We start from the raw sequence: 26967 nt of genomic DNA, 5'->3' as shown, positions 1-26967 counted from the left end.
AAATAAGGATTTACACACGATTTTTTATGATCCGGCAATGGTATGAACCGGCAGGGTTTTTTGAGTGGCTGAGACGGACTTTTTGTTTTTTGAACATCGCTGTTTTTATGCTTACGGCAATGGTTGTCTTTTCTGAATTCAGATTTGACTGGTTTGAAAACCTTGTGGGTTCTTATCTTATTTCAACAAATGAGTTTCGTTCTGAAACAGGGGCTGTCTGGGAAAAAGGAAAACAAACTTCCAATGCCCGCGAATACATCAATAAAATGATCAGTCAAAAAGAAGATGCCCGGCAAAGTGTTCACAAGGCCTCTTCTTTTTCCGGGCTTGCATCAAGGCTGTTGCCGGGCGAGTGGGTTATACTGGAAAAACAGCGGTTTAAAGCTCTTTATCTGACCCTTGAAAAATCAACAGCATTAAAACTGATTGAACCGGCCAAGCTGCTATGGCTGCTGAACGGCAGCTCCCTTGACAGAATTTTTTGTGAAGGGATTAAGGGGGGAATCAAAATATATTTTATTGATTCCGAGAACAGAGTGATCAAACAGATTGATCTTAAAAAACAAGATATTCTTGATATTGAAAACGGTGAAAAACCGGTTTCAGGAAATCTTGACCAGATAGATGGATTTGCAGGGAGAATATTTTCCGCTGAAAAGTTTTTTGACGCGCTGTTTAAATTGCCAGCTGATATTATTCCCGATTTGATGGAAAATCCGCAAGCCTTGCTAAAGCAGGATGGAAGGATTAACCGGGTAGGCATATGGAATGAAGTCAAAAACGGTTATATTGAACTTGGATTTGAATTTAAAGGAACACAAGACAGCCAGGTTGTTTTTGTAAAAGGCCGTGAATGGGCAGTATGGCAACTGAGCCTGAATCTTAAAAGAGAGGAAAATTGACTTTTTTTTTAAGGTTTTCAAAGCTTATCCGGTTTTGCCTGTTTGCCGGGTTGATCTTTGTTTCGCTTGCGTGTCTTGCCGGGATGTTCCTGGTGTTTTATGTGGCAAAAGATCTTCCAAAACTGCCGTCGCCCCTGAGCAGGATTATTGAAACTCCTCAAACCCGGGTGTTTGACTCAAACGGACAGGTGCTGATAACCCTTGGAGAGCGCAACCCCATCCCTTTGAACATGGTGTCCCGTGATTTTATCAATGCCATTATCGCCACAGAAGATCATCGCTTTTTTGATCATCACGGAGTCAATAAGTTAAGAATCTTAAAAGGGCTTTATGTTACATTGTTTCAATCCGGCAATGTCCAGGGTGCCTCGACCATTACCCAGCAGCTGGCTAAAAATCTTTTTTTCAGTTTTGAAAAAACTTATACACGCAAATTCAAAGAACTGCTTGTGGCATTGCAGATTGAGGCCTCCAATACAAAACAGGAAATTTTACATGCCTATATCAACCAGATTCACTTTGGTGCCGGGGCCCAGGGGGTTGAAAAGGCAGCCAGGGTGTTTTTTGGAAAATCAGCATTTGATTTAAGTTTGCCCGAGGCTGCACTTCTTGCGGGATTGCCCAAATCCCCAACTAATTATAATCCATATCGTCACTATGACCGGGCTCTGGCAAGGCGTGATATTGTTTTGAAAAGAATGGTTCAAACAGGCTTGATATCCGATCTTGAAGCCCGGCAGGCCATGTCGGCAATACCGGAACTGTACCATGAAGAATCAGACTCAAGAACCGGCAGTTATTTTGTAGATGCCCTGATAAATGAATTGATTTCAACTTATGGGGAAGATGTTGTGTATCATGGTGGGCTTAAAGTATTTGCCACCATGGATAAAAGACTGCAATCATATGCCAGCCAATCCATTAAAAAAGGCCTTGAAAGGCTGGATACAATGATGGGGATCAAAGCGGAGAACAGGGTTCATCCCCAGGGGGCACTTGTGGCAATCGATACAGGGTCCGGTGCTGTAAAAGCCATGGTGGGCGGCAAAAATTATTATAAGAGTGAATTCAACCGGGCCGTTAAAGCCAGACGTCAGCCGGGAAGCGGATTTAAACCTTTTGTGTATTATGCGGCATTCAAGCAATTGGGGTGGCATCCGGCGACTATCATGACTGACAAGCCTGTCATCATACCGGTAAAAGGAGCAGCAGACTGGAAACCGAAGAATTTTACCAAAACTTTTTCAGGCGATATGATTTTAAAAAAGGCCTTAATCAACTCTGTGAATACCATTGCGGCACAGTTGGTGGAAAAGATCGGGCCTGATGCGGTTATCCGTATTGCCAAGGCATGTGGTATTCAAAGTCCGTTAAAAAATGTTTATTCCATAGCACTGGGAACTTCCACCATTACACCGTTTGAGATGGCTTCGGCATATACGGTTTTTGCAACCCTTGGGATCAGGCATGAACCGTTTTTTTTCCGGCGGGTTGAAGATGCATTGGGCCGCGTTATTTTTGAACATATTGTTCAGGAAAAAAGAGTGCTGGAGCCGTCTATTGCTTATCAGGTTGTGGATATGATGAAATCGGTCATTGACAGAGGTTCCGGCCGGTCTGTTCGCCAACTGGGGTTTAACCGGGTGGCGGCGGGAAAAACAGGCACTACGGATAATTACAATGATGCATGGTTTACAGGTTTTACACCAAACCTGTGTACGTCTGTCTGGATCGGTTTTGACAGGAAAAAGAGATTAACAGACATCAATAAAAATGGGATTACCGGCGGCAAGGGTGCGGCACCCATCTGGGCTGAGTTTATGATCAATGCACTGAAATCCGATCCTGAAAGAGATTTTTCCATTCCTGATGATATCCGGTTTGAAACAGTAGATATTATAACAGGGTGTACTCCTAAAGAGGAAAATTCGATAGCTGAATTTTTAACTGTTCCTTTAAAGCAGGAACAATTTTTGTGTGTAAAAGAAGAAAAATGACCCGTATGTTAAGAAATATCAGTATTCATCTGTGGATCACTACTCTGTTTTGCATACCTTTTTGTTTTTATATGTTGCCTGGGCTTTCAAAAATTTTTCCCGGGATCAATCCTGTAACCACTGGGTGTGTGACCCTTGGCTGTGGTATGTTGATCATTGGTTTTTTAATGGATATGACAGCGAAAAAAATTATCAACCACCTGATCAAGGAAGGCCAGGCCTGGGAAAGGTCAGGGATTTTTAATAAAGCTGAAAAGAATTATACAAGGGCCTTAAGGATTTTTGATACATTTCTTTTTAGGCCCTTTTTTTCAAGAAACACAACCCGAAAAATATCTGCAGCCATTGCAAAATTTCAATTAAACACTGCTGTTGAAAATCCAAATTTTAAACCGGTCGCAGCGGTTTATTTAAAAATGAACCCGGATGATGTTGATGTTGCAGAGCTTTGGCTTAAACAAATTGGGAAATCTGCTTGTGTTACATCTTTTGAGCAGGAGGTGATCTCTGTTCTTGCTGAAAAATATTATGCTGATACAACCTTATCCGCTTTGCTGACAGATATTTTTCTTGGATTGGAAAGAAAGGATTTTACAGCAAAAAAACTTTATAACCAGATACAAAAAGAGTTAGCTTTTGAAAATCGCTATTCAAAGAAAATCGAGGATATCATTGGGAAAGCAGATAAATCCTTTGAACAGGCAAACTATTTTTTTTTAGATGATAAGACTCAAGAAAAGACGATTGGTATTGGCACACTCTTAAAATCAATTATATCAGAGTGTGTTTGTTTTCTGAAATGGTTTGGTGCGGGGTTTGGATCTGTCTTAAGTCTTTTTGTTTTGTCCACAGGCAAAGGGTATGCATATCTCAAAGAGTGTGAAAATACCCGATTTTATTTAAAGGCAGGGTTGCTTTCGATTCTTTCGGTCTGGTTTGTGGTGTTCATGGTAAGTACCTTTTCTCATCTGCTCAAGTCCGGAACAATGGAAAAGCAAACCGTTAAAATTGAAATCAGGATACCCAAGCCGTTTACGATTCAAGTGTCAGCTTATTTAAAACAGCAATATGCTGATAAGTATGTGGAGAGATTAAAGAAAAAAGGTGTTAAAGCAATGGTCAAAAAGGTTGTGGGCGGTGGAAAAACCTGGTTTGTGGTAAGGGTTTCCGAGTTTGTCGATAAAAAGAGTGCAACAGCTTACGGCCAAAAACTCAAGCAGCAAAACATCATAGATGATTTTTTTGTCAACAATATATAATTTTTGCAATACATAATTTCCCCCGGAAAAAGTGGGGGGATAAATTATGTTGACATGGGTGAGGCTCAAAGATAATGCAGCACAGTTAATTATATATTGATGACTTTGTCGGCTAACTGCATTGATGTTACAACATCCAGCATGTTGGTTGTTTCACCGATGACCTTTGCGTCCATTAATCCAAAGTGGGTCAGGCAGGCCCCGCAAACAAGAATGCTCACGCCGGAAGCATCAAGATCGGTTAGATCTTCAAGAATTTTGGAATCTTTGGTGGAAAATTTTACACCGCCGTTTAAAAGAATCAGGCGCCAGAGATCATTGCCCATCTCTTTGAGGGTTTTGACAAAATTGATCATCAGTTTTTGACCCAGTTCATTATCCCCTTTTCCGATTTGCTGTGAGGAAATAACAACTAAAATTTTTTGAGTGTCTGAATTGTGGGTTGTTTTAGTATGATCAAGATTTGTTTCCAGTATCGTGGCGGTTTCAGGGTCTCTTCGTCCGGATATGGTTGAGGTTACACCATCAGTATCCACGGACACCTCAAATCCATGGAAACTTAAGAATCTGCTTACATTTTCCACGGCAGCATCATTGTCTACAATAACATCAATTTCAGTGGCTGGTTCCTTTTCAAGAAATTTTTTTGTATTAAGTACGGGTGCCGGACATTGAAGTTTTCGGCAATCAATTTTTTTTATCATTATTTTTTCCTTATCATTCTCTTTTTTAATTTATTTTAACGCTGAAATTATGAACCCTTTAAGGTTTCGTCAAATAGCAATATTCGATATGAATTTTAATTGTCATTGAAAATATTGATAATGGATCTGAAAAGCTTGAAATTTATAACAACATTGCTCACACATAATATTGGTGAGCCAATGGCCAATGTTGTTATTAAGCCTGAAAAATATGTTTTCTTTGAAAAAGAATATTGAAAAGATTTGACAGCCAGGGTCTTATATGACCATACTTTTCCTTACATTGACATGAATATAATTGTTAAAAAAAGGAGACAAACATGGTCATTATTTCTAATGTTACTTATCCCCCTGAAAGTACCAAGGAAATTGCAAAACGATATCTGAAGGCACCTGTTTTGCCGGAGTTTCTCAATAAAAAGGGACCCTATGTGTCGGCCAGTAAAACCGGTGGCATGAATTCCATTACATTTTATGAGCTGAGCAATGACAGGCTTGCAGAAGGCTTAAAAGCCATTGGTGAAAGTCTGGCCATCTATTTTGGTGTGCCCGGATATAAATATGATCTTAAGCCGTATTTTGAACTTGAAGAAGGCTTGGCAATACTGGGCCTGTAAGGGTATATTTTATTTTTTTAATTCTTTTTTTGCCCAGGCGCAAATTTTTTCAAATGCCGTGAATTTCCATTTGAGAGGAAAATCACGGCATTGATCCGGCTTTACATCATTGATCCTGCAACCCTTCGGCGTTAAAAACATACATTCACCATTTTCTTTTTCTACCAAAGAGAGGTTGTGCCTGTCTTTGGTCAGGATCGTACAGGTTTCAATGAATTGATAAACATCCATGTTCAAGAAAGCTGCAATGATGTCCGTTTCGTTTTTTTTCAGCCTGACATATCCTTCCTGTCTGCAGCAGGCCCCGCATCCCAGGCATTTGAATCTTGAAAGATCAAGTTTTGTCATTTTTTTATTCATTAAGTTTGGACACTACAAGAACAAATTAAGGTTTGGTCTTGAAAGGGTTTCGGGTGTGGATTCAAATATTGAATCAAGGTTGTTTCTGATATCATCCATTGTTTGAGCGCGCATCAGTTTCTTTAAGATGCTATGCCCGAATTTGAAATTAGCGCAAAAATAGGGAGAAAACTTTTTAAAGAGCTTAACGCTAAAATGATCTTCATAATGATCTGAAAGAATCCGGGTCATTCTCATGGCAGTGGTAAAAAAAATATCATTTCCCGGGGAAAAGTCCTTTGTCCACTGGGCGAACAGCCATGGCCTTGCAACTGCCATTCTCCCGACGGACAGTCCATGGCAGGATGTCTGGTCAATCATTTTTATCCCGTCTTCTGCCTGAAAAAGATTGCCATTGCCGAACACGGGTATGGAGACGGCCTGCCGGACAAGTTTGATCACCTCCCATTGGGGTGGCCGGTTTCTTCTGTCCGGTGCAATCCGTGGATGGAAGGTCAGTGCATTTGCCCCGGCATCTTCAAACCGTCTGGCCATATCAACGGCAGATTGAGGGTTATTTTCCCATCCGATCCTGAATTTAACAAAGACCGGAATCGAGACTGCATCACTTACCGTTTTCACTATGTTTGATGAAAGATCAGGATTTTTTAACAGCTCAGCCCCGCATCCTTTTTTGCAGATAGCCGCCACAGAGCATCCGAAATTAAGATCCACCCCGAAAAAACCTTCTTTTTCAATTCGTTCTGCAGCCCGGGCCATATTTTCAGGGTCTGATCCAAAGATCTGACAGACAAGCCAGGGCAGTTCTTCTGGCCGCCATTTAAACACCAGGGAGGTATTGGGATTTTCATGAGGGACTGCTTTTGCACTGCACATCCCTGTAAACAACAGTCCAAACCCGCCGAATTCAGAGATAAGCTGTCTTAAGGCTATATGACCAAGGCCTGCCAGGGGCGCAAGTACCATACGGTTATGAATGGTTTGGTTTTTTATGGTTAAATCTTTTAAAAGATATTTAGAAAGCTTGAGATTCTTCATGGTTTATTTTTTTTATATGAAAGTTTTTTAAATTTTAACATTTACTTTAATGTTTTGTTGTGGACAAACCAAGGTAAATAACAAGTCTACCCATAGCAGTTATAAAAATGTTTGATTAAAGTGGCTTAAGTATCTGAGAATATATGCTCTTGTCAATGGGGTATTCCATTTCGTTCCATTTGCTTGACATACACCAGCAGCTATAATATCTTAGAACGTTATTTTAAGGGACAAAAAGCAATGATTGATACACATGAGCAAGAAAAAAAGCAGTTTAAAAGATTGTTTCAACAACAGGGTGTTGACCAGTTTAACCTCAAATTTCAGGTTTTGGAAGCTTTTTTAAAGCTTGAACACCATGTCACAATCAAAGATATCCAGTTGCAGCTTAAAGCGGACGGGATCAAGCTTGATGAAGGTTTTATATTCAACAGCATGGAGCTTTTGTGCCGGTTTGGATTTGCATGCAAAGTAGAGTTTGATGACAAAGAGACCCAATATGAACACAGGCATATTGGATTGCATCATGACCATATGGTCTGTACAAAATGCGGCAGCATACTGGAATTCAAAGATGAGGCCATAGAAAAACAGCAGCTCAAGGTTGCGCATGCGTATGGGTTCCACATGCTTCAGCATAAAATGGAAATATACGGCATTTGTTCAAAGTGTATGGAACATCGCAATGAACTGGTTCAGCTTCATAAGGCCAAACAAGGGGAAAAACTTATTGTAAAAGAATTTGAAGCAGGTAAAAATATGCAGCTTCGAATTTCTTCAATGGGACTTAAAATCGGGGATTTGATCGAAGTCGTTTCCAGCGGGTTTGGCGGCCAGGTGGTGATTGCCACAGGCGATAACCGGTTGGTTTTAGGCAAAGGCATGGCTGAAAAAATCAGGGTTCAATCCTTTGACCAGGGAAAAGCGCTTAGCCCTGATGAAGATCGAGAAGACAAAGATACCTTTGAGTCACCCCTTATGCTCAGCCAATTGAAAACAGGCCAGGAAGGCATTATCAGAAAGGTTTCAGGAGAAAGCGTTTTAAGACGGCGATTGCTTGAAATGGGGATCAACAGGGGATCAACAATATATGTTGAAAAATACGCACCTTTAAAAGATCCTATTGAGCTTGTGATCAAAGGATATCATATTTCTCTTCGAGTTGAGGAGGCCGCAAATATACTTGTGGAAAACGTAAGATTCAGAAAAAGGTAATATGACTGAAAAAATGACCATTGCCCTTGCGGGGAACCCCAATTGCGGCAAAACAACCATATTTAACAACCTCACAGGTGCCCGGCAGAAAGTTGGAAACTGGCCGGGTGTAACCGTGGAAAAAAAAGAAGGAAAGCTGCGCCATAAAGATTATGACTTGAGGGTGGTTGATCTTCCGGGAACTTATAGCCTGACGCCATTTTCAATTGAAGAGATCACAGCCAGAGATTTTATTTTAAATGAAAGTCCTGACATTGTTGTGGCGATTATTGATGCCTCCAATCTTGAAAGAAGCCTTTTTCTGGCCATTCAAATTCTTGAGCTTGGACGACCTGCATTGTTTGTCCTGAATATGGCGGATGTGGCGGAAGCAAAAGGGATTAAAATTGATGAAAAAAAATTATCCTTGTTGCTTGGCCTGCCAGTGGTCTTTACCATTGGAAATAAAAACAGGGGGATTGATAAACTTGTTGATGCCGCTGTTGAGGAGATAACCCGGTTTAATGCAGGGAAAAAAAGCCGGGATATCCGTTACGGCAAGGATATTGAATCATGTATTTCCAAGGTTGAAGATCAACTTATTCAAAGCAAATTAAATCTTGATGATGTGCTGAGATGGACGGCAATTAAAATTCTTGAAGATGATAAGATCGTTAAAGGTAAACTCAGGGAATTGTCATCACAGGAAGCAGAGAAAATTTTTCACATTGCAGAAAATTGCCGCAAAAGAATTTTTGATTTGTTTGAAGATGATTTTGAAATTGTATTGACCGATGACCGGTATGGGGTTATTGCCGGGATTGTAAAAGAAACAGTGAGCAATCTTGCCATTAAGCGTATTGATATGTCACGCAATATTGACCTTGTACTCACTGATAGATTTTTTGGAATCCCTGTGTTTATCTTTTTTATCTGGGCCATGTTTCAACTGACTTTCTCTCTTGGTGCATATCCCATGGAATGGCTGGACATGTCGGTTTCTCTGTTGTCTGACAGTCTGGATAAAATTTTGCCGGCTTCCATGTTCAAGGATCTTTTGTTGAATGGTGTTATCGCAGGTATCGGCAGTGTCGTTGTTTTTCTGCCCAATATTCTAATTTTGTTTTTCTGTATCGCCTTGTTTGAGGATACCGGATATATGGCAAGGGCTGCTTTTTTGATGGACAGGGTGATGCATACCTCCGGGCTTCACGGAAAATCTTTTATCCCCATGTTGATGGGATTTGGCTGCAGTGTGCCGGCGATTATGGCCACGCGAACCCTGGAGAGTTATAAGGACCGGATTTTAACCATTCTGATGACTCCTTTCATGTCTTGTTCGGCAAGGCTTCCGGTGTATATTGTATTGGCCGGCACTTTTTTTGCCGAAAAAGCGGGGACAATTATTTTCACTCTTTATTTTACCGGTATTGTCATTGCAATTTTATCCGGCAGAATTTTAAGAGCTGTTTTGTTTAAAGGAGAAGAGGCCCCATTTATTATGGAGCTGCCGCCTTATAGAATGCCGATGCTGAAAAGCCTTTTGATTCATATGTGGGAAAGAAGCAAAATGTTTCTTAAAAAAATGGGCGGGGTTATTTTGATCGGTTCAATTATTATATGGGCGCTTTCAAGTTTTCCCAAAACAATTTTTTATTCCGTGGATTATGATGAACAGATCAATACGGTAAAATTTGAGTATTCCCGGAAAATTGCTTTGGCAAACGATTTGGAGATTGAACAATTAAACCGGCAGTTAGCGCTGAAATTAAAACAGATAAATAATAGCAAGGAGCAGGAACGCGTATCCAAATCCTATATCGGCAGGATTGGAAAAGTGTTAGAGTCGTTTTTTAAACCTATTGGGATAGGCTGGCAGTCCAGTGTGGCACTTGTGACGGGGTTTGTTGCCAAAGAGGTTGTTGTCAGTACAATGGGTGTGTTATATGGTGTTGGCAATGATGAGGGAGATGCACTGAAAAAAGCGCTTAAGAATTCTGGTATGACAGCCTTGTCTGCCCTCTCAATGATGGTGTTTGTTTTGCTGTATGTGCCCTGTTTTGCAACGATTATAGCGATTTACAAGGAAACTTCAGCAAAATGGGCTGGTTTTAATGTGATATACACAACTATGGTTGCATGGGGCATGTCTTTTTTGGTATACCAGACGGGAATGATTTTAGGTTTTGGTTAGGAGAAAAAAAATACGGAGGCTTTTATGAAGCATTTGAAAATTAACGTTGTCACTAAAATTATTACAGCCGCTTTGGCCGGTTTATTGATTTTACCGGCTTTACTTGTTGCGCAGGAAAGGCTTTGTGTTACGGCCGGTATCGCCAATATGCGGTCGGGTCCGGGTACAAAATATGATGTGCTGTGGCAGGTAGAGCAATATCATCCCGTTACCATTGTTGAAAAAAAAGAGGACTGGTATAAAATTAAGGATTTTGAAAATGATGTGGCCTGGCTTCATAAATCTCTTTTAGGCAGCACGGCAAGTGTGATTACGATAAAAAACAAATGCAATATCCGATCTAAACCGGTTACAGACAGCACTATTTTGTTTACGACAGAAAAAGGCGTGCCGTTCAAGGTTCTTGGAAAAAAGGGAAATTGGATCAAAATTGAGCATGCAGACGGGGATATCGGGTGGATTTATAAAACACTGGTGTGGTAATGCTTAATTATTAATATATATTTTTAGGGCTGGGTGGAAGAATGGCAGATCAGAAAGTATCAAATGAACGGAAAAAAGAGCTTGAAAAATTAGACTCTTTTCAGGAAAATCTTTTGAAAACAATGGCCTGTGCAAAACAATATAAAAAGCAATTGATTCTGATTGCAGGTGCTGTTGTTTTGTTGGTGATGGTTTTTTCAGGGGTTATGTACAGTTTTCAAAAAGCTGAAAACAGTTCTGCCAGACTTGTGAACAAGGCATTAAAAAAATATGTGGACACCAAGGATCCTGATAAAGGGTATGCGCAAGTCAAAGATGATTTTCAACTTATTTTTACCGATTATACCAATACTGTTGCGGGCAGGCAGGCCAAGGTTAAATTTGCCAAAATATGTTATGATGCTTCAAAATTTGATCAAAGTTATCAATATTATAAAGAAGCTCTTGATATATTTGATGATGAAGCGCTTATGGAAAATCTGCTTTTAGCATCGTTGGGGCATGTCTGTCTTGCACAAAAAAAGTTTGACGAAGCTGAGAAATATTTTCTTCAAATCGAAAAAGGGAAAACCGATCTTCTCAAGGATGAAGCACGATATACCTTGGCAATGTTGTATGAAACCGATAATAACGCGGTCGAGAGCAAGAAAATGTATGAAAAAATTGTAACGGAATATGAAAATTCCATGTACAAGCCGGTTGCCCAGAGTAAAATTGCTGAAATGAAGTGATAATAATTTAAAATTTTGAAACACTTATTATTTTATTAAATCATTTATCCAGGTTGAATTTTTTCAGTTTCTGGTTCAACCCGCTTTTTCCTATTCCCAGAAGCTTGGCTGCTTTTGTCTGAACGTTGCCCGAAAGTTTCATTGCCCTTTGTATCATCCTTTTCTCGACTGCGGCCAGGGTTTCCGCAAGGCCGACACCCTCTGGAATTCCATCCAGATCGAGTGTGAAAGGCTTGGTTTGCCTCACATGGGATGGAAGGTCGGACGGGGTGATGGTATCACCGCTGCAGAGGATGACTGCGCGTTCTATCGTATTTTCAAGTTCCCTTACGTTGCCTTTCCAATGATACTCGTACAGCATTTTGACGGCTTCAGGGCTGATCCCGGATACTTTGCCGGTGGCGTGGGGCTCACGGGTATATTTGTCAATAAAATGTTTGATCAGCAACGGAATATCCTCGGATCGGTCTCGAAGGGGGGGGATAACCGTCTTGACAACATTGAGCCGGTAAAAGAGATCTTCTCTGAAATTGCCTTTTTTTACCTCGTCTTCAAGGTTTTTGTTGGTGGCCGCAATCAGGCGGAAATCAACAGGAATGGATGCGGTCCCGCCGACCCGTTCCACTGTTTTTTCCTGGAGAACCCTTAACAGCTTTACCTGGAGGGAAATGGGAAGCTCGCCGATTTCATCAAGAAAGAGGCTTCCCTTGTCTGCCATTTCAAATCGTCCTTTTTTCAGCGTGCCTGCCCCTGTGAACGCCCCTTTTTCATGGCCGAACAACTCACTTTCCAAAAGTGTTTCAGCAAATGCTGAGCAGTTCACTGCAATCAGGGGGCTGCTATGTCTCGGGCTGTTATAATGGATCGATTTTGCCACCAGTTCTTTTCCTGTGCCGCTTTCACCTTCAATCAGGATGCTGGCATTTGACGGAGCCACTTTTTTGATAATTTCATAAATTTCCTGCATGGGTTTGCTTTTCCCGATAATATTATCAAAACTATACCGTGAGGTGATGGCCTCTCTAAGAACACTGTTTTCCTGAACAATTTTATAAACCGACAGGGCTTTGGCAATGTGGGCAATGAGGGCCTGGTTTTCAAACGGTTTGAGAATAAAGGTGTATGCTCCTTTATGCATGGCTTCCACGGCTTTTTCAACGCTGCCGTAAGCCGTCATAATGATGACGGGGATGTCCGGTTTGATTTGTTTTATTTTTTTCAGTAATTGGATGCCGCTCATCCCGGGCATTTTTACATCGGTCAAAACCAGGTCTATAAGTTCATTGTTCAATATATCCAATGCTTCCATTCCACTGGAAGCGGTTAAGGATGCATAACCTTCTTCTTGAAGAAGCTCTCCTATTATCATGGGATAATTTTTTTCATCATCAACAATCAGGATATTTTCCATTTAATCTGTCTCCTAAACCGGAAGTGTAACTTCCACATTTGCCCCTTTGGGTTCCATATTCGTAATTGTAATTGTTCCATTGTGGGCTTCAATCATATTTTTTACAATACCAAGGCCCAATCCTGTTCCGGTATCTTTTGTTGTAAAAAAGGGGGCCCATATTTTTTTTAAGACCTGTTCATTGATGCCTTCTCCATTATCGATAAAATTAATACAGATGCTGGTATAATCATGTTTTATCCGTATGGTAATACTTCCATTGTTTTTCAGGGACTGGAAGGCATTGATCAAAATATTTAAAAACGCCTGGTACAGCATGGCACTGTCAGCAAGGATTTCAGGCAGATCATCCGGTATGTCTTTGATAATTTGCACATCATGATCTTCTATCTGGGGGGTAAGGTAGGCAATGTTTTTTTCTATAAGCTCTTCGACCCTGCAAGGATGGATATCCGGGATTTTCGGTCTGGCAAAATCGAGGAAATCGGTAATAATATGATCAAGCCTGGCAGACTCTTCAACAATAATATCTGGTATTTGGCTCTTGGCATCCAGTTTGTCCATCTTTTTTTTCAATAATTGCGCACTGCTTTTGATAATTCCCAAAGGATTTCTGATTTCATGAGATACTCCGGCAGTCATCTCACCAATGGCGGACAAGTGTTCGGCCTGACGCAGTTTTTCTTCCAGTTTGCGCCTTTCATCTGCTCTTTTTTCTATGATTTTTTCTCCATGCCTGACAACGAATAGAAGAACCAAAAAGAGAATCCCCATGACAATAAAACAGGATCCGACAATAAGTCCTTGAAGTTTAACGATTTGCTTGTAATCATCGGAGACATCCCGGACAATTTCAACCACGCCCAGTACCGGTCCGGCAAAGGCGGGGGATAGTTGTTTTTCAGCTCTCAAGGGGGCAAAGGTGATGATTTTTGTTTCCTGAGGAAACCAGAACAGCAGCTCCAGAAAGCTTCCCTGCTGTAAAAGTCTTGATGTGGCTTGTTTTTTCATGGCTTTTTCATAATGAACACCCCCGGCGTTTTGCTGCCCTATTTTGCTTTGATCAAAGCTATAGGAGATGATGTTTTTTTCATCATAAATAGTTACCATTTCTACATTAAAGCTATGCAGGGTTGAGCGGACGACTCTGTCCATCAGAATAAATTGTTTTTTTTCTCTTAATCTGATTTCCCCGTATTGTATTAATGCAGGGAGCATAAATCTTGAAATAATCTGATGGTTAAGGTTTTCAACAAGAAGGGACGCGTATTCTTCACTTTTTTCCAGGAGAATATTTCTTACCCAGTGTACATTCAAAGCTGAGATGACAATTGTTGCAGTGAACATTATCACAAGAGAAGAGAATGTGAAAAATTTAACTAATCTGAAGGGTTTGATACCTTGTTTTCTGTTGGTTTTTTGTAACATTATGTTTTATTCTTTTTAAGTTTGACAACTCTTTTTGTTTTTTGCTATTAATTGAGCAAAAAATATGATAGTGCTTGGTTTTACAGCAATTTCGCATGACAGTATATGGATATTGCTGCTATAGATCAATATAAAAAAGATTGTTTGCATTATCGTGAGTAACATTGGTTTTACCTTATTATTGTGAAAGTGTATGATATTTGGAAAAAAAGATCATCTTGTAGGTCTGGATATCGGTTCTTCTTCCATTAAAGTTGCTGAACTCAAGGTAACCGGGAAAGAACGCATCTTAAATAAATTTGGTATGACTCGAATCAATCCGGGCGTCATCTCTGAAGGCAGGATTATGGATATGGAAAGTCTTGCCAATGATATCAGGACGCTTTTTAAATCTCAGAAAATTCATGAAAAAAATGTTGCAATTTCAACAGGCGGGCATTCTGTTGTTATAAAAACAATCAATACGTTTACCAGGCCTGACAAAGAGCTTCATGATACAATATATTCAGAAGCGGAACAATATATTCCTTATGATATTGATGATGTTAATATTGATTATCAAATTCTGGGAGAAAGTGAGATTTCGCCTGAACAGATGAATGTGCTGCTGGTTGCAGTTAAAAAAGATCTGGTGGCTGAATATATTGATTTGATTCACCTGGCCGGACTTAATCCGAAAATAATTGATGTTGATACCTTTGCGCTTCAAAACACCTATGAAATACTTCCCTATGAAAGTCGTGAGAAAACAACCATGTTGATTGATGTAGGAGCATCAAAAACGTCTTTAAACATATTGAAATCAAACTCATCTTTAATGATGAGGGATACGGTATCGGGGACAAATCAGATTTCAGAAGAGATTGCAAGTCAATTTGATATAACGGTTGATGAGGCGGAACAGGCAGTTAATGGAGGCGGAAATGACGTTGTTACCCGGGGCATGATTCAAGAAATTAGTTTGAGTATTGCGCAGTCATGGTGTTCTGAAATATGTGAAGTGGTTAATACATATCAATCCGGGGCCAATGATGAGAAAGTTGAAAAAATAGTACTCAGTGGGGGCGGTGTCTTTGTTGAAGGATTTAAAGATTGTCTTTTATCTGAACTTGAGGCTGATGTATCAATAATTAATCCGTTTGAAGGGTTGATTGTAAATGAAAAAAAATTTCCAGATTCTTTTATAGCCAAGGCAGCTCCCCTGGCACCGATAGCCATAGGGCTTGCATTAAGAAGAGTAGATGATAAATGATCAGAATTAATCTTTTACCATTTAGAATTGCCAGGAAAAAAGAGAATATCAGAAGACAGATATCTGTTTTCTTATTGTTGATTTTACTCACTGTTGTAGCCCTTGTATGGTATACGATTACCGTAAACAAACAAATTTTAACGGTAAAAGAAAAAACAAACCAGGTAAACTCTCAAATTTCAAAATATAAAGAAAAGGCAGATCGGGTTGCCAAAATAAAGAAAGACCTGAAAGTGCTTGAAGATAAGCTTGAAATTGTCTCTTTATTGAAAAAACAGCGGGAAAAACAATTGCTATTGTTTGATGGTATGACAGATCTTATTGTTCCCGAACGAATGTGGCTTGAAAGTTTTAAAACAAGTAACGATAATGTTACGATCAAAGGAGTTGCATTTGACAACCCTACCATTGCAGATTTCATGGAAAAACTTGAAAAATCAATTCTTTTCAGTAAAGTTGATTTGAAAACAGCTCAAATGAGAAAGTTTAAAAATGATGTGATGTTAAAATCATTTGAATTATTGTGTGTAAAAGCAAAGCCCAAACCAGTTGAAAAAGAGGCTTTAAAGCAAGGCAGAAAATGAAGAACAGTGAAAAAAACAAAATCAATGAAATAAAAGAAAGATTAAGCCTTGTCTTTGAAAAAATAGGGGCGCTCACAAAAGTACAGCGGTTGCTTGTTTGTCTTATTACATTTGCTGTTATTGGTGGAGCATACTATTATTTTGTTTTTATGCCCAAGCATGAAGAATTAAAAAAAGTTCAACAAAATTATGAAACTCAATTAAATAAACTTTCAACTTATAAAAAAAGGGCTGCTGAGATTTTAAAATATGAAAAAATGATGGCCGCAACCCAGGAAAAGTTTAACGAGGCAATGAAAGCACTTCCTGATAAAAGAGAAATACCCGCTTTGCTGACGGGCATCTCCAAAGCAGGGAGCGATGCCGGTCTGGCTTTTCACTTGTTTAAACCGAATAATGAGATAAATAAGGAGTTTTATAAAGAAATTCCCGTTTCCATCAAGGTGGAAGGCAGATATCATCAGATTACGGATTTTTTCTTTCAAATTACAAGGCTGAACAGGATTGTAAATATAAATGATGTTGATGTTAAAGGTAAAAAGGGCGGTAATATATTGGAAATGAGTTGCAAGGCTGTTACCTATATGTTTGTTGAAAATATAAAGTCCTCAAAAAAAAATCAACGGAAAAAAAGAAAGTAATAGGGATAAATAAAAAGAATTCATGATAAGGGTTGATTCAAAAATTATTTTATTAATATTATGCGGTCTTATCTTTTTGCTTTTTGCATGTGATGATCCGCCACCTGTAAAAGCTAAACTAACACCTGATGTCGTCTCAGGAAAAATAAGTCAATCCATTGTTCAAAATAAACTTGAAAAAGATCATAAAAAAAACAAATTAAACCTCAAAGCCGGATTAACATCCAAAACCGAACCAATTCCCAAAGCCAACCCAACAACTAAAACAGAACCAATTCCTAAAGACGAATCATTGGCAGAGAAAAATCATAAGGTATCAGAGATAAACTCGGATATGGAAAAAGAGCGGCATTATGATTTTAAAGGCAAAACAGATCCGTTTAAACCGTTAATTCAGGATAAACCGGAAGAAAACATGCCTATTGTTGATGACAGACCCAAAAGAATTCTGACCCCCCTTGAGAAAATTGACTTAAATCAAATTCGTCTGGTTGCCGTCATTGTCATGAAAGACAGGCAGATTGCAATGGTGGAGGAGGCTACAGGCAAAGGGTATGAGGTTGCCATCGGCACCTATATTGGAAAAAACCAGGGGCGAGTATCTGAAATTAAAAATAATAGTATTGTGATCAAAGAGCTTGTCAGGGATTATAAGGGAAGACCCAAAGAGCGTGTTCAGGAAATAAAACTTCATAAAAATGACAATGAGGAGTAAAATGTTTTTTTTTCAGATAAAGAGAATAAACAATATCATAAAATTATTGGGCTTTTTGGGCCTTGTATGTCTTATTGTCGGGTGTGGTGCCCAAAAAATTGAAACAGTTACAACTGCTGAACAGATACAGCCGCAAATATTAGATAGAACGGCTTCAGTTTTCAGTGGCAAAGAGATTAGTGCTGTAAGTATCGCGTTACGTGATAATGTTATTGAGATCATGATTCAAGGAAATCAGAAATTAGTAGGTTATGCTTCTATAAAACAACCTTTTCCCTTTGGAATTGCCGTTTATTTTCCGGAAACTCAAATTGCTGATGGATTAACCACGAGTGTGCCTGAAAACAACAGTATTGGTGATTTGATCGTAAATTATGCGGATGAAGACAAGACCACGGCCAAAGTTGAGATTTTGCTCAAAGAGGAACTTGATTATGATGTGATGGAAAATGACAATGTCCTGAAACTAACACTTTTCAGAGGCATGGAGACAAATCAGCAGGCTTTAACAGGGACAGTAAATTCAGTTCCTGCCCTTGCAGATAACCCTTCTCAGGAAAGAGTTGTATCCAAAGAGAATATAATTATTCCCGGTAAACTTGCGACAATGACCGATATTGAGTTTAACACAATGGAAAACGGAAAATCCGATATCATTGTCCAGACAACTTTTCCTGTAAAATATGACATCATTCGGGGCAGTAACGATAAATTATATTTGAATCTGTATAATACAATTATCCCAGAGTATCATAAACGGCCAATTTTAACGCACTATTTTAAATCTGCCGTAAAAAGTTTACTGCCGATACAGGTTCCGGGGAAAAAAAATAATTCTAAAATTGAGATAAAAATAAGGGAACAGGTTCCTTATCGCATTGTTCAGGATCAAAATATCATTTCCTTGTTTTTTGAACCCTCCACAATTGAACCGCCTGTGTTCAGTAAGGCACGGAAAGAAATGATCAGTGGTGAGCAAATCCAGTTTCTCGAGGGCCAGGAAAAAAATATTGATTTGCCGGAAAAAACAGCAGCGGTACAAGATAGAAAGAAAACCATGGAAGAAGAAATTTTCGGATCGCCTCAAAAGTATACGGGCGAAAAAATCAAGCTGGATTTTTATGAAACCGATATCAAGAATGTCTTCAGGATACTTAAAAGTATCGGGGGACTCAATTTTGCCATTGATCACAATGTTGAGGGAAAAGTAACCTTAAGCCTTGAAGATCCTCTTCCCTGGGATCAGGTGCTGGATCTTGTGTTAAAAATGAATAACCTGGGCCAGAAAAAAGAAGGAAATGTTATTCGAATTGCGACCCTGGATACCCTTAAAAAGGATGAACAATTAGAACAAGAGGCCATTGCTGCCAGGAAAAAAACTTTGGAACAGAAAAAAAGTTTTGAACCGTTAGTCACAGAATATATACCTATAAATTATTCAGATGTAGAAGCTGATATCAAACCTCATATAGATCAAATTTTAACAAAAGACAGAGGTAAGATCAGTGTGGATAAACGAACCAATATGATAATTTTTACTGATACTCAGGCAAAAGTGGATCAGGCCCGGGAAATTATCTTCAGGCTGGATAAAGTCACTCCTCAAATTATGATTGAAGCAAAGATTGTGGAGGTGACAAAAAATTTTTCACGGGCACTTGGGATTGGTTTTAGTTTTTCCGAGAGTCAAACTCCCCATACAGGATATGATGAGGACTTCAACATTGCCTTGAATAATCCTTCCGGGTCTGGGGGAGTCGGTAATTTTAATTTTTATAGAATTCTGGGATCTAATTTTTTAAGCATGAATGCACAAATAGCTGCATCTGAAACAAAGGGGGATCTTAAAATCGTGTCTTCTCCCAGGATACTTACACTGGACAATAAAAGCGCAAAAATCACTCAGGGCCTTGAATATGGATACCTTGAAAGGGATGATACAGGTGGGTCGTCTGTTAGCTTTAAAACAGTTAATTTGCAGTTGGAAGTTACTCCTCATGTAACACAGGATAAAAGAATTTCAATGGTTGTCCATTTAACAAAAAATGATATTGGCGATATTATTAATTCGGTTCCATCCGTTACAACCAATGAGGCTCAAACTGAGTTGTTAGTGAACGATAATGATACCATCGTTATTGGCGGAATCGTAAAAACATCTGATAATCAAGGCAGAACAGGAGCCCCCATTCTTTCCGAAATTCCTGTTTTGGGAAGACTGTTCAGAACAGATACAAATACCGACAATAGAAACGAACTCTTAATATTTATAACACCTTCAATTGTACAGTTGGAACAAAAAAGAAACAATTTAACAACAACAATAAATTAATTCATCTCAAAAAGATGTTTTTGTGCTTCCTTTGCAAGTGAGGATGTTTCAGGTACTGATTTAAGGACATTTTTCCAAGCTTTTTGAGCTTTATCAAATTCTTTTAATGCTTCATAAGCTTTTGCCAGATCAGAGTGAAGAATGGCAGCCCCCGGGTTCTTTTCCAGTGCGCGGTGAAGAAACTCAATTGCCTTACTGGGATAGCCTGTTTCATTATAAACGGATGCAATCCCGTGGACTGCAATTAGAAAATCAGGCCTGATTTCCATGGATTGAATAAAGTATTGCTTGGCTTTTTTAAACATTTTCTGATGAAAATACGCCCAGCCAAGATTTGATAAGGGAATTTCAGGCGTTGAATACAAAAGGTTTTCACAAACCGATTCAAAGCATTTGATGGCAAGATTCCATTTTTCCTGTTTTAGATATACTGCGCCAAGATTGTTTTCTGCCTGACTATAATCTGCCTTAAGGTCTAATGCCTTTTTAAACTCATTTTCCGCAAGATCATATCGTTGCTTTGCCAGATATACAAGTCCCAGGCTGTTATGAAGATAGGGATCATTGGGTATTATTTTTTGGGCTTCGAGAAGATTTTTTAAGGCAGCCGTATACTTGCCGGCATTATAGTATTCTTCACCAACTCTTTGCGTTGCAGCAGCGATTTTTCTTTTGTTTTCCGAATGCAAGTTGTTAGATGCACATGATATCATAAAAAAAAAGGCAAAAAAAAGGTAGCATAGGTTTTTCATACAAAGGTTTCCTTTTATCAGAATAGGTCTGTGTTTTTTGGAGATAGGATTTTTATATCTTCTTTTTTCAGGTACGATACAGCGTTATGGCTTAAGGGTTTAACAGGAATAAACAATTTGTCCTGCTTTTTATCTGCATACAGGCCATTAAGGCTTTCAACTGATCCCCCTGTAAAAAAAGAAGGATTCTTCCATGTTGAATATCCAAGATGGGAAAACAGATTTCCAATCAGTTCGAGCATGGTCAATTTCGGTGTTATGGAAATGATTTTAAATTCTTTTTTTTCCAGGACCTCCAGGGCCGCACCATAGACCGTTCCAAAGTTGATCAAAAGATCGGAGGCGTCTTTTTTTACGACTCTGCCGAAGGAAGCTTCAAGGTGAATATTATGGAGTGTAAACGGTATTTTTTCGTTTGGGATATACTCATGACCTGCTTGATCCAGAAGGGTTTTAATAATTGTTTGATATTCAGCGGTTATATTTTGGGGTTGAATTGTTTTACGATTATTTTTTAGTGTGCCAAGCGTATCAATTGTTTCCGATATTGATTTAATTTTTAAATTTTTCCAATAGGTTTTTACACTTTTTAACAGCTCATCATTAGCATTTTTATCTGATATAATGAGTGTTTTAGACCCATTCTGGGTTTCAATAATTGGGGTGGAAGCTAAATCAATAAACGGGTTAGAGTCGTTTTTACCGGGAAAATACAGTTTGCCTCGGCTTAAAAGGGTTCCATCAATGAGCGAACAATATCTTTTTAATTGTGTGAGTTCGCAGGCTTCCAGTTTAAAATGTTTTGCCGGTTGCTTCTTTTTTACGGGTTCTTGTTGCATTGTTTTTTCGGATAACAAAGACCGGAACCAGGATTGTGATATTATTGAAGGATCAGGCAGAAAAATATCATCACCTTCATATACAATGTTGATATCTTTTATGCCGGGGTTTGCCAATTGAAATGCTTTTAGACCTTCTTCCGATATAATACCGCCTTTTTTCAAAAATTCTTTATCCACCAGATTTGAAATGGTTTCCCCCTTTTTTATCTTATGTTCCATTAAAAATGGTGAAAGATCAGGGTATTTTGGTAAAGTTGAAAATTCAATGACCGGCACATCAATATTGCCGGGTGTACTCTGATCATAGTCTCCTTTTTTTACCTTTTTCAAAGGAATGCGTATATGACTGCCCGGTTCAATCGTATCAATGTTGCTGATTTGTGGATTGATCTCTTTAAAGATAATAAGAAAAAAGGGGAAATCTTTTTCCGATATTTCCCCTTTTTGTCTGAAAATTTTATATAACCAATCGTTTTTTTTCACAATATAAGGTTCACACAAGATGTCTGCATTTTTATATTTAAAAATTGAATAACGTTTATAAGACGTCTTGATCCCCTTTGCTTCAGCAATGGATAAAAAGGGTATCGAGCCATAGGCATAGAAGGCTAAAACAGTGAAAAAAAATATTTTAAAACAGATCCGTTTTTTCATAAATCATAAAGATACTTTTAGACTCAATCTTTCGGCAATTTTCTCTGAAATATCTTTTACAAAGTTTTGAAAATCTTTTTCTCCAAGTCGTTTTTTTTGCGATGGCACCATATTGGGATTATCAGGCAATATAAGAGACGGCAAATTGATTTTATCCGGGTTGGAATCAATGTGATAATCTTTGGGAATTTTTGAGTTAAAATAAAGGTCCTGAAATTCTGAAAATTTAATGGCATGTGCTGTTGCATCAAGGATGGCGGTCTCTTTTTTGCTGACAATCTTTTTATCAAGTGCTTTCACAAGCCCTGCAAGGCATTCTCCACCCTGGGTGCAGGTAATATGTCCGTTCTTGTTGGCCAGAAGCTGCCAATCCATGATGGACTGTTCTGTTACCTGAACAAAGAATACCTGTTGACGACCGGCAAGCGAGTTGTATTTCTTTGCGATGTTTACAACCCTGGGCATTGAAACCGGATTTCCGATCATTGCAGCCTGGGCAACGCTTGGCTTTGTATCCACAGGTACAAATTTTCTTTTGGTCTCGTCCGGTTCAAGATAGTATTGAAAAACAGGATCTGCATGTTCTGACTGAACGCCTACAATTTTTGGCAGGCAGTCAATGATATTGGCTTCATAGAATTTGATAAAACCGTTCATTACCGCTGAAATATTGCCAGCATTCCCAATGGGAACAACGATCACTTTATTTTCCATATCCCATTCAAAATCCTGGGCAATTTCATATGAATAGGACTCCTGACCTAAGATGCGCCAGGCATTTTTTGAATTTAAAAGCACCACTGAATACTGGGTTGACAAATGTTCCACAATTTTCATGCAGTCGTCAAAAACACCCGGAATTTCAAACACATGCGCACCGCTTCCCAGTGGTTGTGACAATTGTTGAGACGTTACTTTTTTGTGTGGTAAAAGAACGGCGGATTTGATTAAAGGGTCCAGGTAAGAGGCATAGAGTGATGCCGCAGCAGAGGTGTCACCCGTGGAGGCACAGATGGCAATAACATCCGATACCAGGTTTTGGTCGATGAGATATTTGATGCTTGACACGGCACTGGCCATGCCCCGGTCTTTAAAAGATGCACTGGGGTTTTGTCCGTCGTTTTTATAAAAAAAGGATAGCCCGACTTTCTTTTGCAGGGTTTCATTGGCTTCAACAATGGGGGTGTGACCTTCGCCAAGGTAAACGATGGATTCCAGTGGGATGCAGGGTCCGATAAATTCATGATACCGGTAAATTCCCTTGAGTGCGGGGATTTTTAACATTTTTCTGAAATCAAATATTTTCTGCCAGACAGCCCCTGGAATTTTTTGTAAGGACCCGGCATTTCTATCCTGTATGAGCAGTACCTGATTACACTCAGGGCAAACATACAACAGTTTTTCAATGGAATATTCGGCAGAACACCCAAGGCATTTGTAGTACAGCCCTTCTCTTGTCTTTGGTATGATATGAGGTCGTATATCCTCTGGAAAGAAATCAAGCTTCATGACAAATCACCTTTTGGCCTCCCATGTACGGTATTAAAGCATCTGGAATCAAGACAGATCCATCTGCCTGCTGATAATTTTCTAATATGGCGGCAAATGTTCTTCCCACAGCCAATCCTGAACCATTTAAAGTATGAACATATTCCGGTTTTTTATTGCCTTTTCTTCTAAAGCGTATGTTGGCACGCCTGGCCTGAAAATCCAGACAATTGCTGCAGGAGGAGATTTCCCTGTATTTGCCCTGGTCGTCCTGGCCCGGCATCCAGACTTCGAGATCATAGGTTTTTGTGGCTGAAAACCCCAAATCGCCAGTGCAAAGTGTAACGACTTGATAGGGCAGTTCAAGAAGCTGAAGGATTTTTTCGGCATTGGCAAGCAGAGATTGAAGTTCATCAAAAGAGGTTTCCGGCGTCGTTAATTTAACCATTTCCACTTTATTAAACTGGTGCTGTCTGATCAGTCCTTTCGTATCTCTGCCGTATGAACCGGCCTCTGACCTGAAACAGGGCGTATACGCCGTAAACTTGCAGGGGAGCATTGACTCGTCAAGGATTTCATTGGCATAAATATTGGTTATGGGAACCTCAGAGGTCGGAATCAGGTAGTAATCCAAGCCCTCGATTTTAAACAGATCTTCTTCAAACTTGGGCAATTGACCTGTTCCGGTCATGGTGGTTTTATTTACAATAAAGGGGGGAAGGGCCTCGGTGTAACCGTGTTGGGATGAGTGGATGTCCAGCATGAAATTAATGAGGGCTCTTTCAAGTCTTGCCCCTTTTCCAATATAGAGCGGAAATCTTGCCCCGGTCAGTTTGGCAGCCCTTGTAAAATCAAGAATTCCTAAATCTTCACCAATTTCCCAATGGGGTTTTACTTTAAAATCAAATTGTTTTGGCTGACCATGGGTTTTTTCCAGCCGGTTTTGTGTGTCATCTTTGCCCATGGGGACATCCTCATGGGGGATGTTCGGTATGGAAATAAGAAACTCATAGATGGTTTCTTTTATTGTTGAAAGTTCTTTGTCCAGTTTTTTGATTGTTTCAGACACGTCTCTCATTTTTTCAATAAGGTATCCCGCATCTTGGCCGGATTTTTTTATTTTGGCAATCTCATCTGAAACCATATTTCTTTTGTGTCTTAACTCTTCTATTTCCAAAAGCAGGGCTTTTCTTTTGTCATCATTTTTCAAAAGAGATGTAAAGTCAAGTTTAGCCTTTCTTTTTTCCATTCCATTTTTAACAATTTCCAGATTGTTTTTTACATATTTTAAATCCAGCATTTTTTATTATTTTACCTTTTTTAAATCCGCTAAGTTCTTATTTTAAAAGATTCTTTAACAATTGTAACCTGATATCACGAGGTGTGTAAACAGTCAATGGTTATTGCAGGTTGACAATTGCCAATCTGTGCATAATATTTGCTAAAATTTTTTTGTAATAATAAGGAACGAAAGAGATGGATGAAATAAAGAATGGGAAGAATAATAATTTAGCAGTGGTGGCCGAACGGCTTGCAAAGCTTACAAAAGAAGAACTTTCTGAAAAATATAAAACTATTGAGGCTAAACTTTTTGAGTTTGCCAATTTCATGGAAGCCCACCTGGCGTTTTTATATACCCCGGTGAGTAATGAAATTCCCACTGAAAGAATTATCAAAAAAGCGTTACAGATAGAAAAAGGACTTGTCTTGCCGGTTTTTACCGATGCAAAAAATGCAATCAATCTTTATAAAATAAGTGATTATGATAAAGATCTTATCACAAGTGCTAATGATATCCTTGAACCGAATATTGAAAAATGCAAGAAGATATCATTGGAAGCTGTTGATATTGCCATTATCCCAGGGCTTGCGTTTGATGACAAAGGTGGCAGAATTGGGTTTGGTAATAATTTTTATAGCAAATTGATAACAAAATTGCCTGAAACATGCAGGAAAGTATCTCTTGCCTATGAGGAGCAGATTGTTGATCAGATCCAGATGGAGTCTAGAAAGTATACCGTTGATATTATCATAACGGATAAACGGGTGATTTATAAAATATAATTGCTGTCAGCCGGAATAAAGAATAGCGATTAATTATAAAAGGACTGTTTCTGAAAAAAATCGGGTAAGAGTTCTTTTATTTTTTTTCCGGATTAATTGCTTTGGCGAATTTCCTTAAATCAGGTGTTTTCCCCATGACAATGACTGTGTCCAGGGGTTCAATTAAGGTTTCAAAGTGGGGGTTAAACAACATTTCTCCAGAGGCTTTTTTTATGGATATTATGATGAGATTGAAATCCTGCCTGATCCCGGAATCTTTTAATGCAACATTGGTATACCTGGAACTTTTTGGGACAAAAAGCTCTTCAATTTGAATGGCCTGGCTTCTTCTGGATAATGCAATATCAAGAAAGCTGCTGACACTGGGTCTTAATAGTTTTAATCCCATGGAAACAGCTCCTGTAACATAGGGAGACTCAACCAGATTAGCCCCGGCAACCATGAGTTTTTTTCTTACCTTCGGACTGCTGGCCCGGGCCATAATATAAATATCAGGGTTGAGCTGTTTTGCCGTTAAGACAAGAAAGACATTTGCTGTGTCCGTTCCAAGTGCTGCAACTAAAAATGAGGCTTTTGCAATGCCCGCTTTTGCCAGGAGATCTTCGTCAGATGAATCCCCATGAAGGTAATGCATTTTATCTTTTTCCAATGAGTCAATAAGGGTATCATCATTTTCTATTACTACAATATCCTTGGTCTCGTCTTTGATCAGTTGACACAATACTCTCCCTATACGGCCGTATCCGCATACAATATAATGGTTTTTCAATTTACTGATTTTTCTATCCAATCTTTTTCTCCCCAATATTGATTGCATTTCCCCTTCAACAATGGATTGTATGATAACACCGGTAATGTAAAGAAAATAGCCGACACCTGCAATCATAAGGATGATGGTAAATATTTTTCCGGCGGGACTTGTTTCATGTACTTCCATAAAGCCTACTGTCGTAACGGTTATGGCAGTCATATAGGCGGCATCAAGGAAACTCCATTTTTCTATCACCATATATCCGGTCACTCCCATAAAAAACATAACCCAGGAAATGATAATTGTTCGTATGATTTGCTGAAGTCGATTCATGATGTGTAAATATAGATCTTAAGAATAAAAATTAGATTACTGATTTGAGTTAGGACACTCATTCGAAACAGGGCTTTTCTGATAAGCCCTGTTTCTAAGTATTATGTGCTGGAAAATTTTCATCAAAAGCTTCAAACCGTTCCACCTTATGCCGGTAATCAAAATAAGATTGCAGGATGCAAAAGGCTGATCTTTTTAAGGAATAAAAATCCATTATAAAGAGCAGCCTTTTAAAATTTAT

The 26967-nt window shown here is 39.0% G+C and carries 24 protein-coding genes; 14 read left to right on the top strand and 10 right to left on the bottom strand.

Annotated features, from left to right (window positions below; all coding sequences use genetic code 11):
- Positions 1–107 precede the first annotated feature (107 nt).
- The 3 genes from BLT94_RS03900 to BLT94_RS03890 are packed head-to-tail and all read left to right on the top strand — an operon-like array spanning position 108 to position 4158.
- Positions 108–902, top strand: a complete 795-nt coding sequence (locus BLT94_RS03900) for a hypothetical protein (protein WP_245742935.1) — start codon at positions 108–110, stop codon at positions 900–902.
- Positions 899–2899, top strand: a complete 2001-nt coding sequence (locus BLT94_RS03895) for a penicillin-binding protein 1A (RefSeq protein ID WP_092230630.1) — start codon at positions 899–901, stop codon at positions 2897–2899. Before BLT94_RS03900 ends, BLT94_RS03895 begins: the two co-directional genes overlap by 4 nt.
- On the top strand, positions 2896–4158 hold the full coding sequence (locus BLT94_RS03890; protein ID WP_092230626.1) for an SPOR domain-containing protein: 1263 nt from the start codon (positions 2896–2898) through the stop codon (positions 4156–4158). The genes BLT94_RS03895 and BLT94_RS03890 overlap by 4 nt, the downstream gene beginning before the upstream one ends.
- 89 nt (positions 4159–4247) lie before the next feature.
- Here BLT94_RS03890 and yedF read toward each other — a convergent pair whose 3' ends face one another.
- Positions 4248–4862 carry a sulfurtransferase-like selenium metabolism protein YedF gene (yedF, locus tag BLT94_RS03885; RefSeq protein WP_092230621.1) on the bottom strand — a complete coding sequence of 205 codons (615 nt, stop codon included), beginning with the start codon at positions 4860–4862 and terminating at the stop codon, positions 4248–4250.
- 320 nt (positions 4863–5182) lie between these two features.
- Here yedF and BLT94_RS03880 point away from each other — a divergent pair, with 320 nt between their 5' ends.
- Positions 5183–5479, top strand: coding sequence for a hypothetical protein (locus BLT94_RS03880; protein ID WP_092230618.1), 297 nt, complete (start codon positions 5183–5185; stop codon positions 5477–5479).
- Between the two features lie 9 nt (positions 5480–5488).
- Here BLT94_RS03880 and BLT94_RS03875 read toward each other — a convergent pair whose 3' ends face one another.
- Positions 5489–5827: a YkgJ family cysteine cluster protein gene (locus BLT94_RS03875; protein ID WP_245742933.1), complete on the bottom strand. Its 339-nt coding sequence runs from the start codon at positions 5825–5827 to the stop codon at positions 5489–5491.
- A gap of 24 nt (positions 5828–5851) precedes the next feature.
- Positions 5852–6877 (bottom strand): tRNA dihydrouridine synthase, encoded by a 1026-nt coding sequence (locus BLT94_RS03870; RefSeq protein WP_092230612.1) that lies wholly within the window; start codon positions 6875–6877, stop codon positions 5852–5854.
- Positions 6878–7117: 240 nt separating this feature from the next.
- On the opposite strand from BLT94_RS03870, the gene BLT94_RS03865 reads away from it, so the two are divergent.
- The 4 genes from BLT94_RS03865 to BLT94_RS03850 are packed head-to-tail and all read left to right on the top strand — an operon-like array spanning position 7118 to position 11479.
- Positions 7118–8092 carry a FeoA domain-containing protein gene (locus BLT94_RS03865; RefSeq protein ID WP_092230609.1) on the top strand — a complete coding sequence of 325 codons (975 nt, stop codon included), beginning with the start codon at positions 7118–7120 and terminating at the stop codon, positions 8090–8092.
- Position 8093: 1 nt separating this feature from the next.
- A complete protein-coding gene (feoB, locus tag BLT94_RS03860; protein ID WP_092230607.1) occupies positions 8094–10265 on the top strand; it encodes a ferrous iron transport protein B in 2172 nt (723 codons plus the stop codon).
- A gap of 24 nt (positions 10266–10289) precedes the next feature.
- On the top strand, positions 10290–10748 hold the full coding sequence (locus BLT94_RS03855; RefSeq protein ID WP_092230604.1) for an SH3 domain-containing protein: 459 nt from the start codon (positions 10290–10292) through the stop codon (positions 10746–10748).
- Positions 10749–10789: 41 nt separating this feature from the next.
- The gene (locus BLT94_RS03850) at positions 10790–11479 is read left to right on the top strand and encodes a tetratricopeptide repeat protein (protein ID WP_092230601.1); all 690 of its coding nucleotides are present in this window, start codon (positions 10790–10792) and stop codon (positions 11477–11479) included.
- 40 nt (positions 11480–11519) lie between these two features.
- Here the strand turns inward: BLT94_RS03850 and BLT94_RS03845 are convergent, their stop codons facing one another.
- Both BLT94_RS03845 and BLT94_RS03840 read right to left on the bottom strand, forming a co-directional pair.
- On the bottom strand, positions 11520–12890 hold the full coding sequence (locus BLT94_RS03845) for a sigma-54-dependent transcriptional regulator (protein ID WP_092230598.1): 1371 nt from the start codon (positions 12888–12890) through the stop codon (positions 11520–11522).
- Positions 12891–12902: 12 nt separating this feature from the next.
- Complete coding sequence (locus BLT94_RS03840; RefSeq protein WP_092230595.1) at positions 12903–14318, bottom strand: sensor histidine kinase; 1416 nt, start codon at positions 14316–14318, stop codon at positions 12903–12905.
- Positions 14319–14511: 193 nt separating this feature from the next.
- Between BLT94_RS03840 and pilM the strand changes: the two genes are divergently transcribed.
- From pilM to BLT94_RS03815, 5 genes are read left to right on the top strand one after another with little or no spacing between them, the layout of a single operon-like run.
- Entirely contained in the window at positions 14512–15570 is a 1059-nt protein-coding gene (gene pilM, locus BLT94_RS03835) for a type IV pilus assembly protein PilM (RefSeq protein WP_092230593.1), read from the top strand.
- The gene (locus tag BLT94_RS03830; RefSeq protein ID WP_014956109.1) at positions 15567–16154 is read left to right on the top strand and encodes a PilN domain-containing protein; all 588 of its coding nucleotides are present in this window, start codon (positions 15567–15569) and stop codon (positions 16152–16154) included. The genes pilM and BLT94_RS03830 overlap by 4 nt, the downstream gene beginning before the upstream one ends.
- Entirely contained in the window at positions 16151–16795 is a 645-nt protein-coding gene (locus tag BLT94_RS03825; RefSeq protein WP_014956110.1) for a type IV pilus inner membrane component PilO, read from the top strand. Before BLT94_RS03830 ends, BLT94_RS03825 begins: the two co-directional genes overlap by 4 nt.
- 22 nt (positions 16796–16817) lie before the next feature.
- Positions 16818–17510 (top strand): pilus assembly protein PilP, encoded by a 693-nt coding sequence (locus BLT94_RS03820; protein WP_092230590.1) that lies wholly within the window; start codon positions 16818–16820, stop codon positions 17508–17510.
- 1 nt (position 17511) lies between these two features.
- Positions 17512–19842 (top strand): type IV pilus secretin PilQ, encoded by a 2331-nt coding sequence (locus BLT94_RS03815; protein WP_175530259.1) that lies wholly within the window; start codon positions 17512–17514, stop codon positions 19840–19842.
- On the opposite strand, the gene BLT94_RS03810 is transcribed toward BLT94_RS03815, so the two are convergent.
- The 4 genes from BLT94_RS03810 to serS are packed head-to-tail and all read right to left on the bottom strand — an operon-like array spanning position 19839 to position 24878.
- Positions 19839–20594 carry a tetratricopeptide repeat protein gene (locus BLT94_RS03810; protein WP_092230584.1) on the bottom strand — a complete coding sequence of 252 codons (756 nt, stop codon included), beginning with the start codon at positions 20592–20594 and terminating at the stop codon, positions 19839–19841. The genes BLT94_RS03815 and BLT94_RS03810 overlap by 4 nt on opposite strands.
- Positions 20595–20611: 17 nt before the next feature.
- Positions 20612–22090: a hypothetical protein gene (locus tag BLT94_RS03805; RefSeq protein WP_092230581.1), complete on the bottom strand. Its 1479-nt coding sequence runs from the start codon at positions 22088–22090 to the stop codon at positions 20612–20614.
- 3 nt (positions 22091–22093) lie between these two features.
- The gene (gene thrC, locus BLT94_RS03800; protein ID WP_092230578.1) at positions 22094–23599 is read right to left on the bottom strand and encodes a threonine synthase; all 1506 of its coding nucleotides are present in this window, start codon (positions 23597–23599) and stop codon (positions 22094–22096) included.
- Positions 23589–24878, bottom strand: a complete 1290-nt coding sequence (gene serS / locus BLT94_RS03795) for a serine--tRNA ligase (protein ID WP_092230575.1) — start codon at positions 24876–24878, stop codon at positions 23589–23591. Before serS ends, thrC begins: the two co-directional genes overlap by 11 nt.
- A 176-nt stretch (positions 24879–25054) precedes the next feature.
- Between serS and BLT94_RS03790 the strand changes: the two genes are divergently transcribed.
- Positions 25055–25642 carry a 5-formyltetrahydrofolate cyclo-ligase gene (locus tag BLT94_RS03790; RefSeq protein WP_092230572.1) on the top strand — a complete coding sequence of 196 codons (588 nt, stop codon included), beginning with the start codon at positions 25055–25057 and terminating at the stop codon, positions 25640–25642.
- Between the two features lie 76 nt (positions 25643–25718).
- Here BLT94_RS03790 and BLT94_RS03785 read toward each other — a convergent pair whose 3' ends face one another.
- The gene (locus BLT94_RS03785; protein WP_092230569.1) at positions 25719–26726 is read right to left on the bottom strand and encodes a potassium channel family protein; all 1008 of its coding nucleotides are present in this window, start codon (positions 26724–26726) and stop codon (positions 25719–25721) included.
- Positions 26727–26967: the final 241 nt, after the last annotated feature.

It is taken from the genome of Desulfobacula phenolica, assembly GCF_900105645.1.
In the GTDB taxonomy this organism is placed as follows: domain Bacteria; phylum Desulfobacterota; class Desulfobacteria; order Desulfobacterales; family Desulfobacteraceae; genus Desulfobacula; species Desulfobacula toluolica.
The sequence above is the reverse complement of the archived record's forward strand: the minus strand, read 5'-3'. Positions and strand labels throughout refer to the sequence as shown.

Bases quoted from the DNA above. Each gene is read 5' to 3' on its own strand.
- BLT94_RS03900 (WP_245742935.1), top strand. From the start codon at position 108: ATGCTTACGGCAATGGTTGTCTTTTCTGAATTCAGATTTGACTGGTTT.
- BLT94_RS03890 (WP_092230626.1), top strand. From the start codon at position 2,896: ATGACCCGTATGTTAAGAAATATCAGTATTCATCTGTGGATCACTACT.
- yedF (WP_092230621.1), bottom strand. From the start codon at position 4,862: ATGATAAAAAAAATTGATTGCCGAAAACTTCAATGTCCGGCACCCGTA.
- BLT94_RS03880 (WP_092230618.1), top strand. From the start codon at position 5,183: ATGGTCATTATTTCTAATGTTACTTATCCCCCTGAAAGTACCAAGGAA.
- BLT94_RS03875 (WP_245742933.1), bottom strand. From the start codon at position 5,827: ATGACAAAACTTGATCTTTCAAGATTCAAATGCCTGGGATGCGGGGCC.
- BLT94_RS03870 (WP_092230612.1), bottom strand. From the start codon at position 6,877: ATGAAGAATCTCAAGCTTTCTAAATATCTTTTAAAAGATTTAACCATA.
- BLT94_RS03865 (WP_092230609.1), top strand. From the start codon at position 7,118: ATGATTGATACACATGAGCAAGAAAAAAAGCAGTTTAAAAGATTGTTT.
- feoB (WP_092230607.1), top strand. From the start codon at position 8,094: ATGACTGAAAAAATGACCATTGCCCTTGCGGGGAACCCCAATTGCGGC.
- BLT94_RS03855 (WP_092230604.1), top strand. From the start codon at position 10,290: ATGAAGCATTTGAAAATTAACGTTGTCACTAAAATTATTACAGCCGCT.
- BLT94_RS03850 (WP_092230601.1), top strand. From the start codon at position 10,790: ATGGCAGATCAGAAAGTATCAAATGAACGGAAAAAAGAGCTTGAAAAA.
- BLT94_RS03845 (WP_092230598.1), bottom strand. From the start codon at position 12,890: ATGGAAAATATCCTGATTGTTGATGATGAAAAAAATTATCCCATGATA.
- BLT94_RS03840 (WP_092230595.1), bottom strand. From the start codon at position 14,318: ATGTTACAAAAAACCAACAGAAAACAAGGTATCAAACCCTTCAGATTA.
- pilM (WP_092230593.1), top strand. From the start codon at position 14,512: ATGATATTTGGAAAAAAAGATCATCTTGTAGGTCTGGATATCGGTTCT.
- BLT94_RS03830 (WP_014956109.1), top strand. From the start codon at position 15,567: ATGATCAGAATTAATCTTTTACCATTTAGAATTGCCAGGAAAAAAGAG.
- BLT94_RS03825 (WP_014956110.1), top strand. From the start codon at position 16,151: ATGAAGAACAGTGAAAAAAACAAAATCAATGAAATAAAAGAAAGATTA.
- BLT94_RS03820 (WP_092230590.1), top strand. From the start codon at position 16,818: ATGATAAGGGTTGATTCAAAAATTATTTTATTAATATTATGCGGTCTT.
- BLT94_RS03815 (WP_175530259.1), top strand. From the start codon at position 17,512: ATGTTTTTTTTTCAGATAAAGAGAATAAACAATATCATAAAATTATTG.
- BLT94_RS03810 (WP_092230584.1), bottom strand. From the start codon at position 20,594: ATGAAAAACCTATGCTACCTTTTTTTTGCCTTTTTTTTTATGATATCA.
- BLT94_RS03805 (WP_092230581.1), bottom strand. From the start codon at position 22,090: ATGAAAAAACGGATCTGTTTTAAAATATTTTTTTTCACTGTTTTAGCC.
- thrC (WP_092230578.1), bottom strand. From the start codon at position 23,599: ATGAAGCTTGATTTCTTTCCAGAGGATATACGACCTCATATCATACCA.
- serS (WP_092230575.1), bottom strand. From the start codon at position 24,878: ATGCTGGATTTAAAATATGTAAAAAACAATCTGGAAATTGTTAAAAAT.
- BLT94_RS03790 (WP_092230572.1), top strand. From the start codon at position 25,055: ATGGATGAAATAAAGAATGGGAAGAATAATAATTTAGCAGTGGTGGCC.
- BLT94_RS03785 (WP_092230569.1), bottom strand. From the start codon at position 26,726: ATGAATCGACTTCAGCAAATCATACGAACAATTATCATTTCCTGGGTT.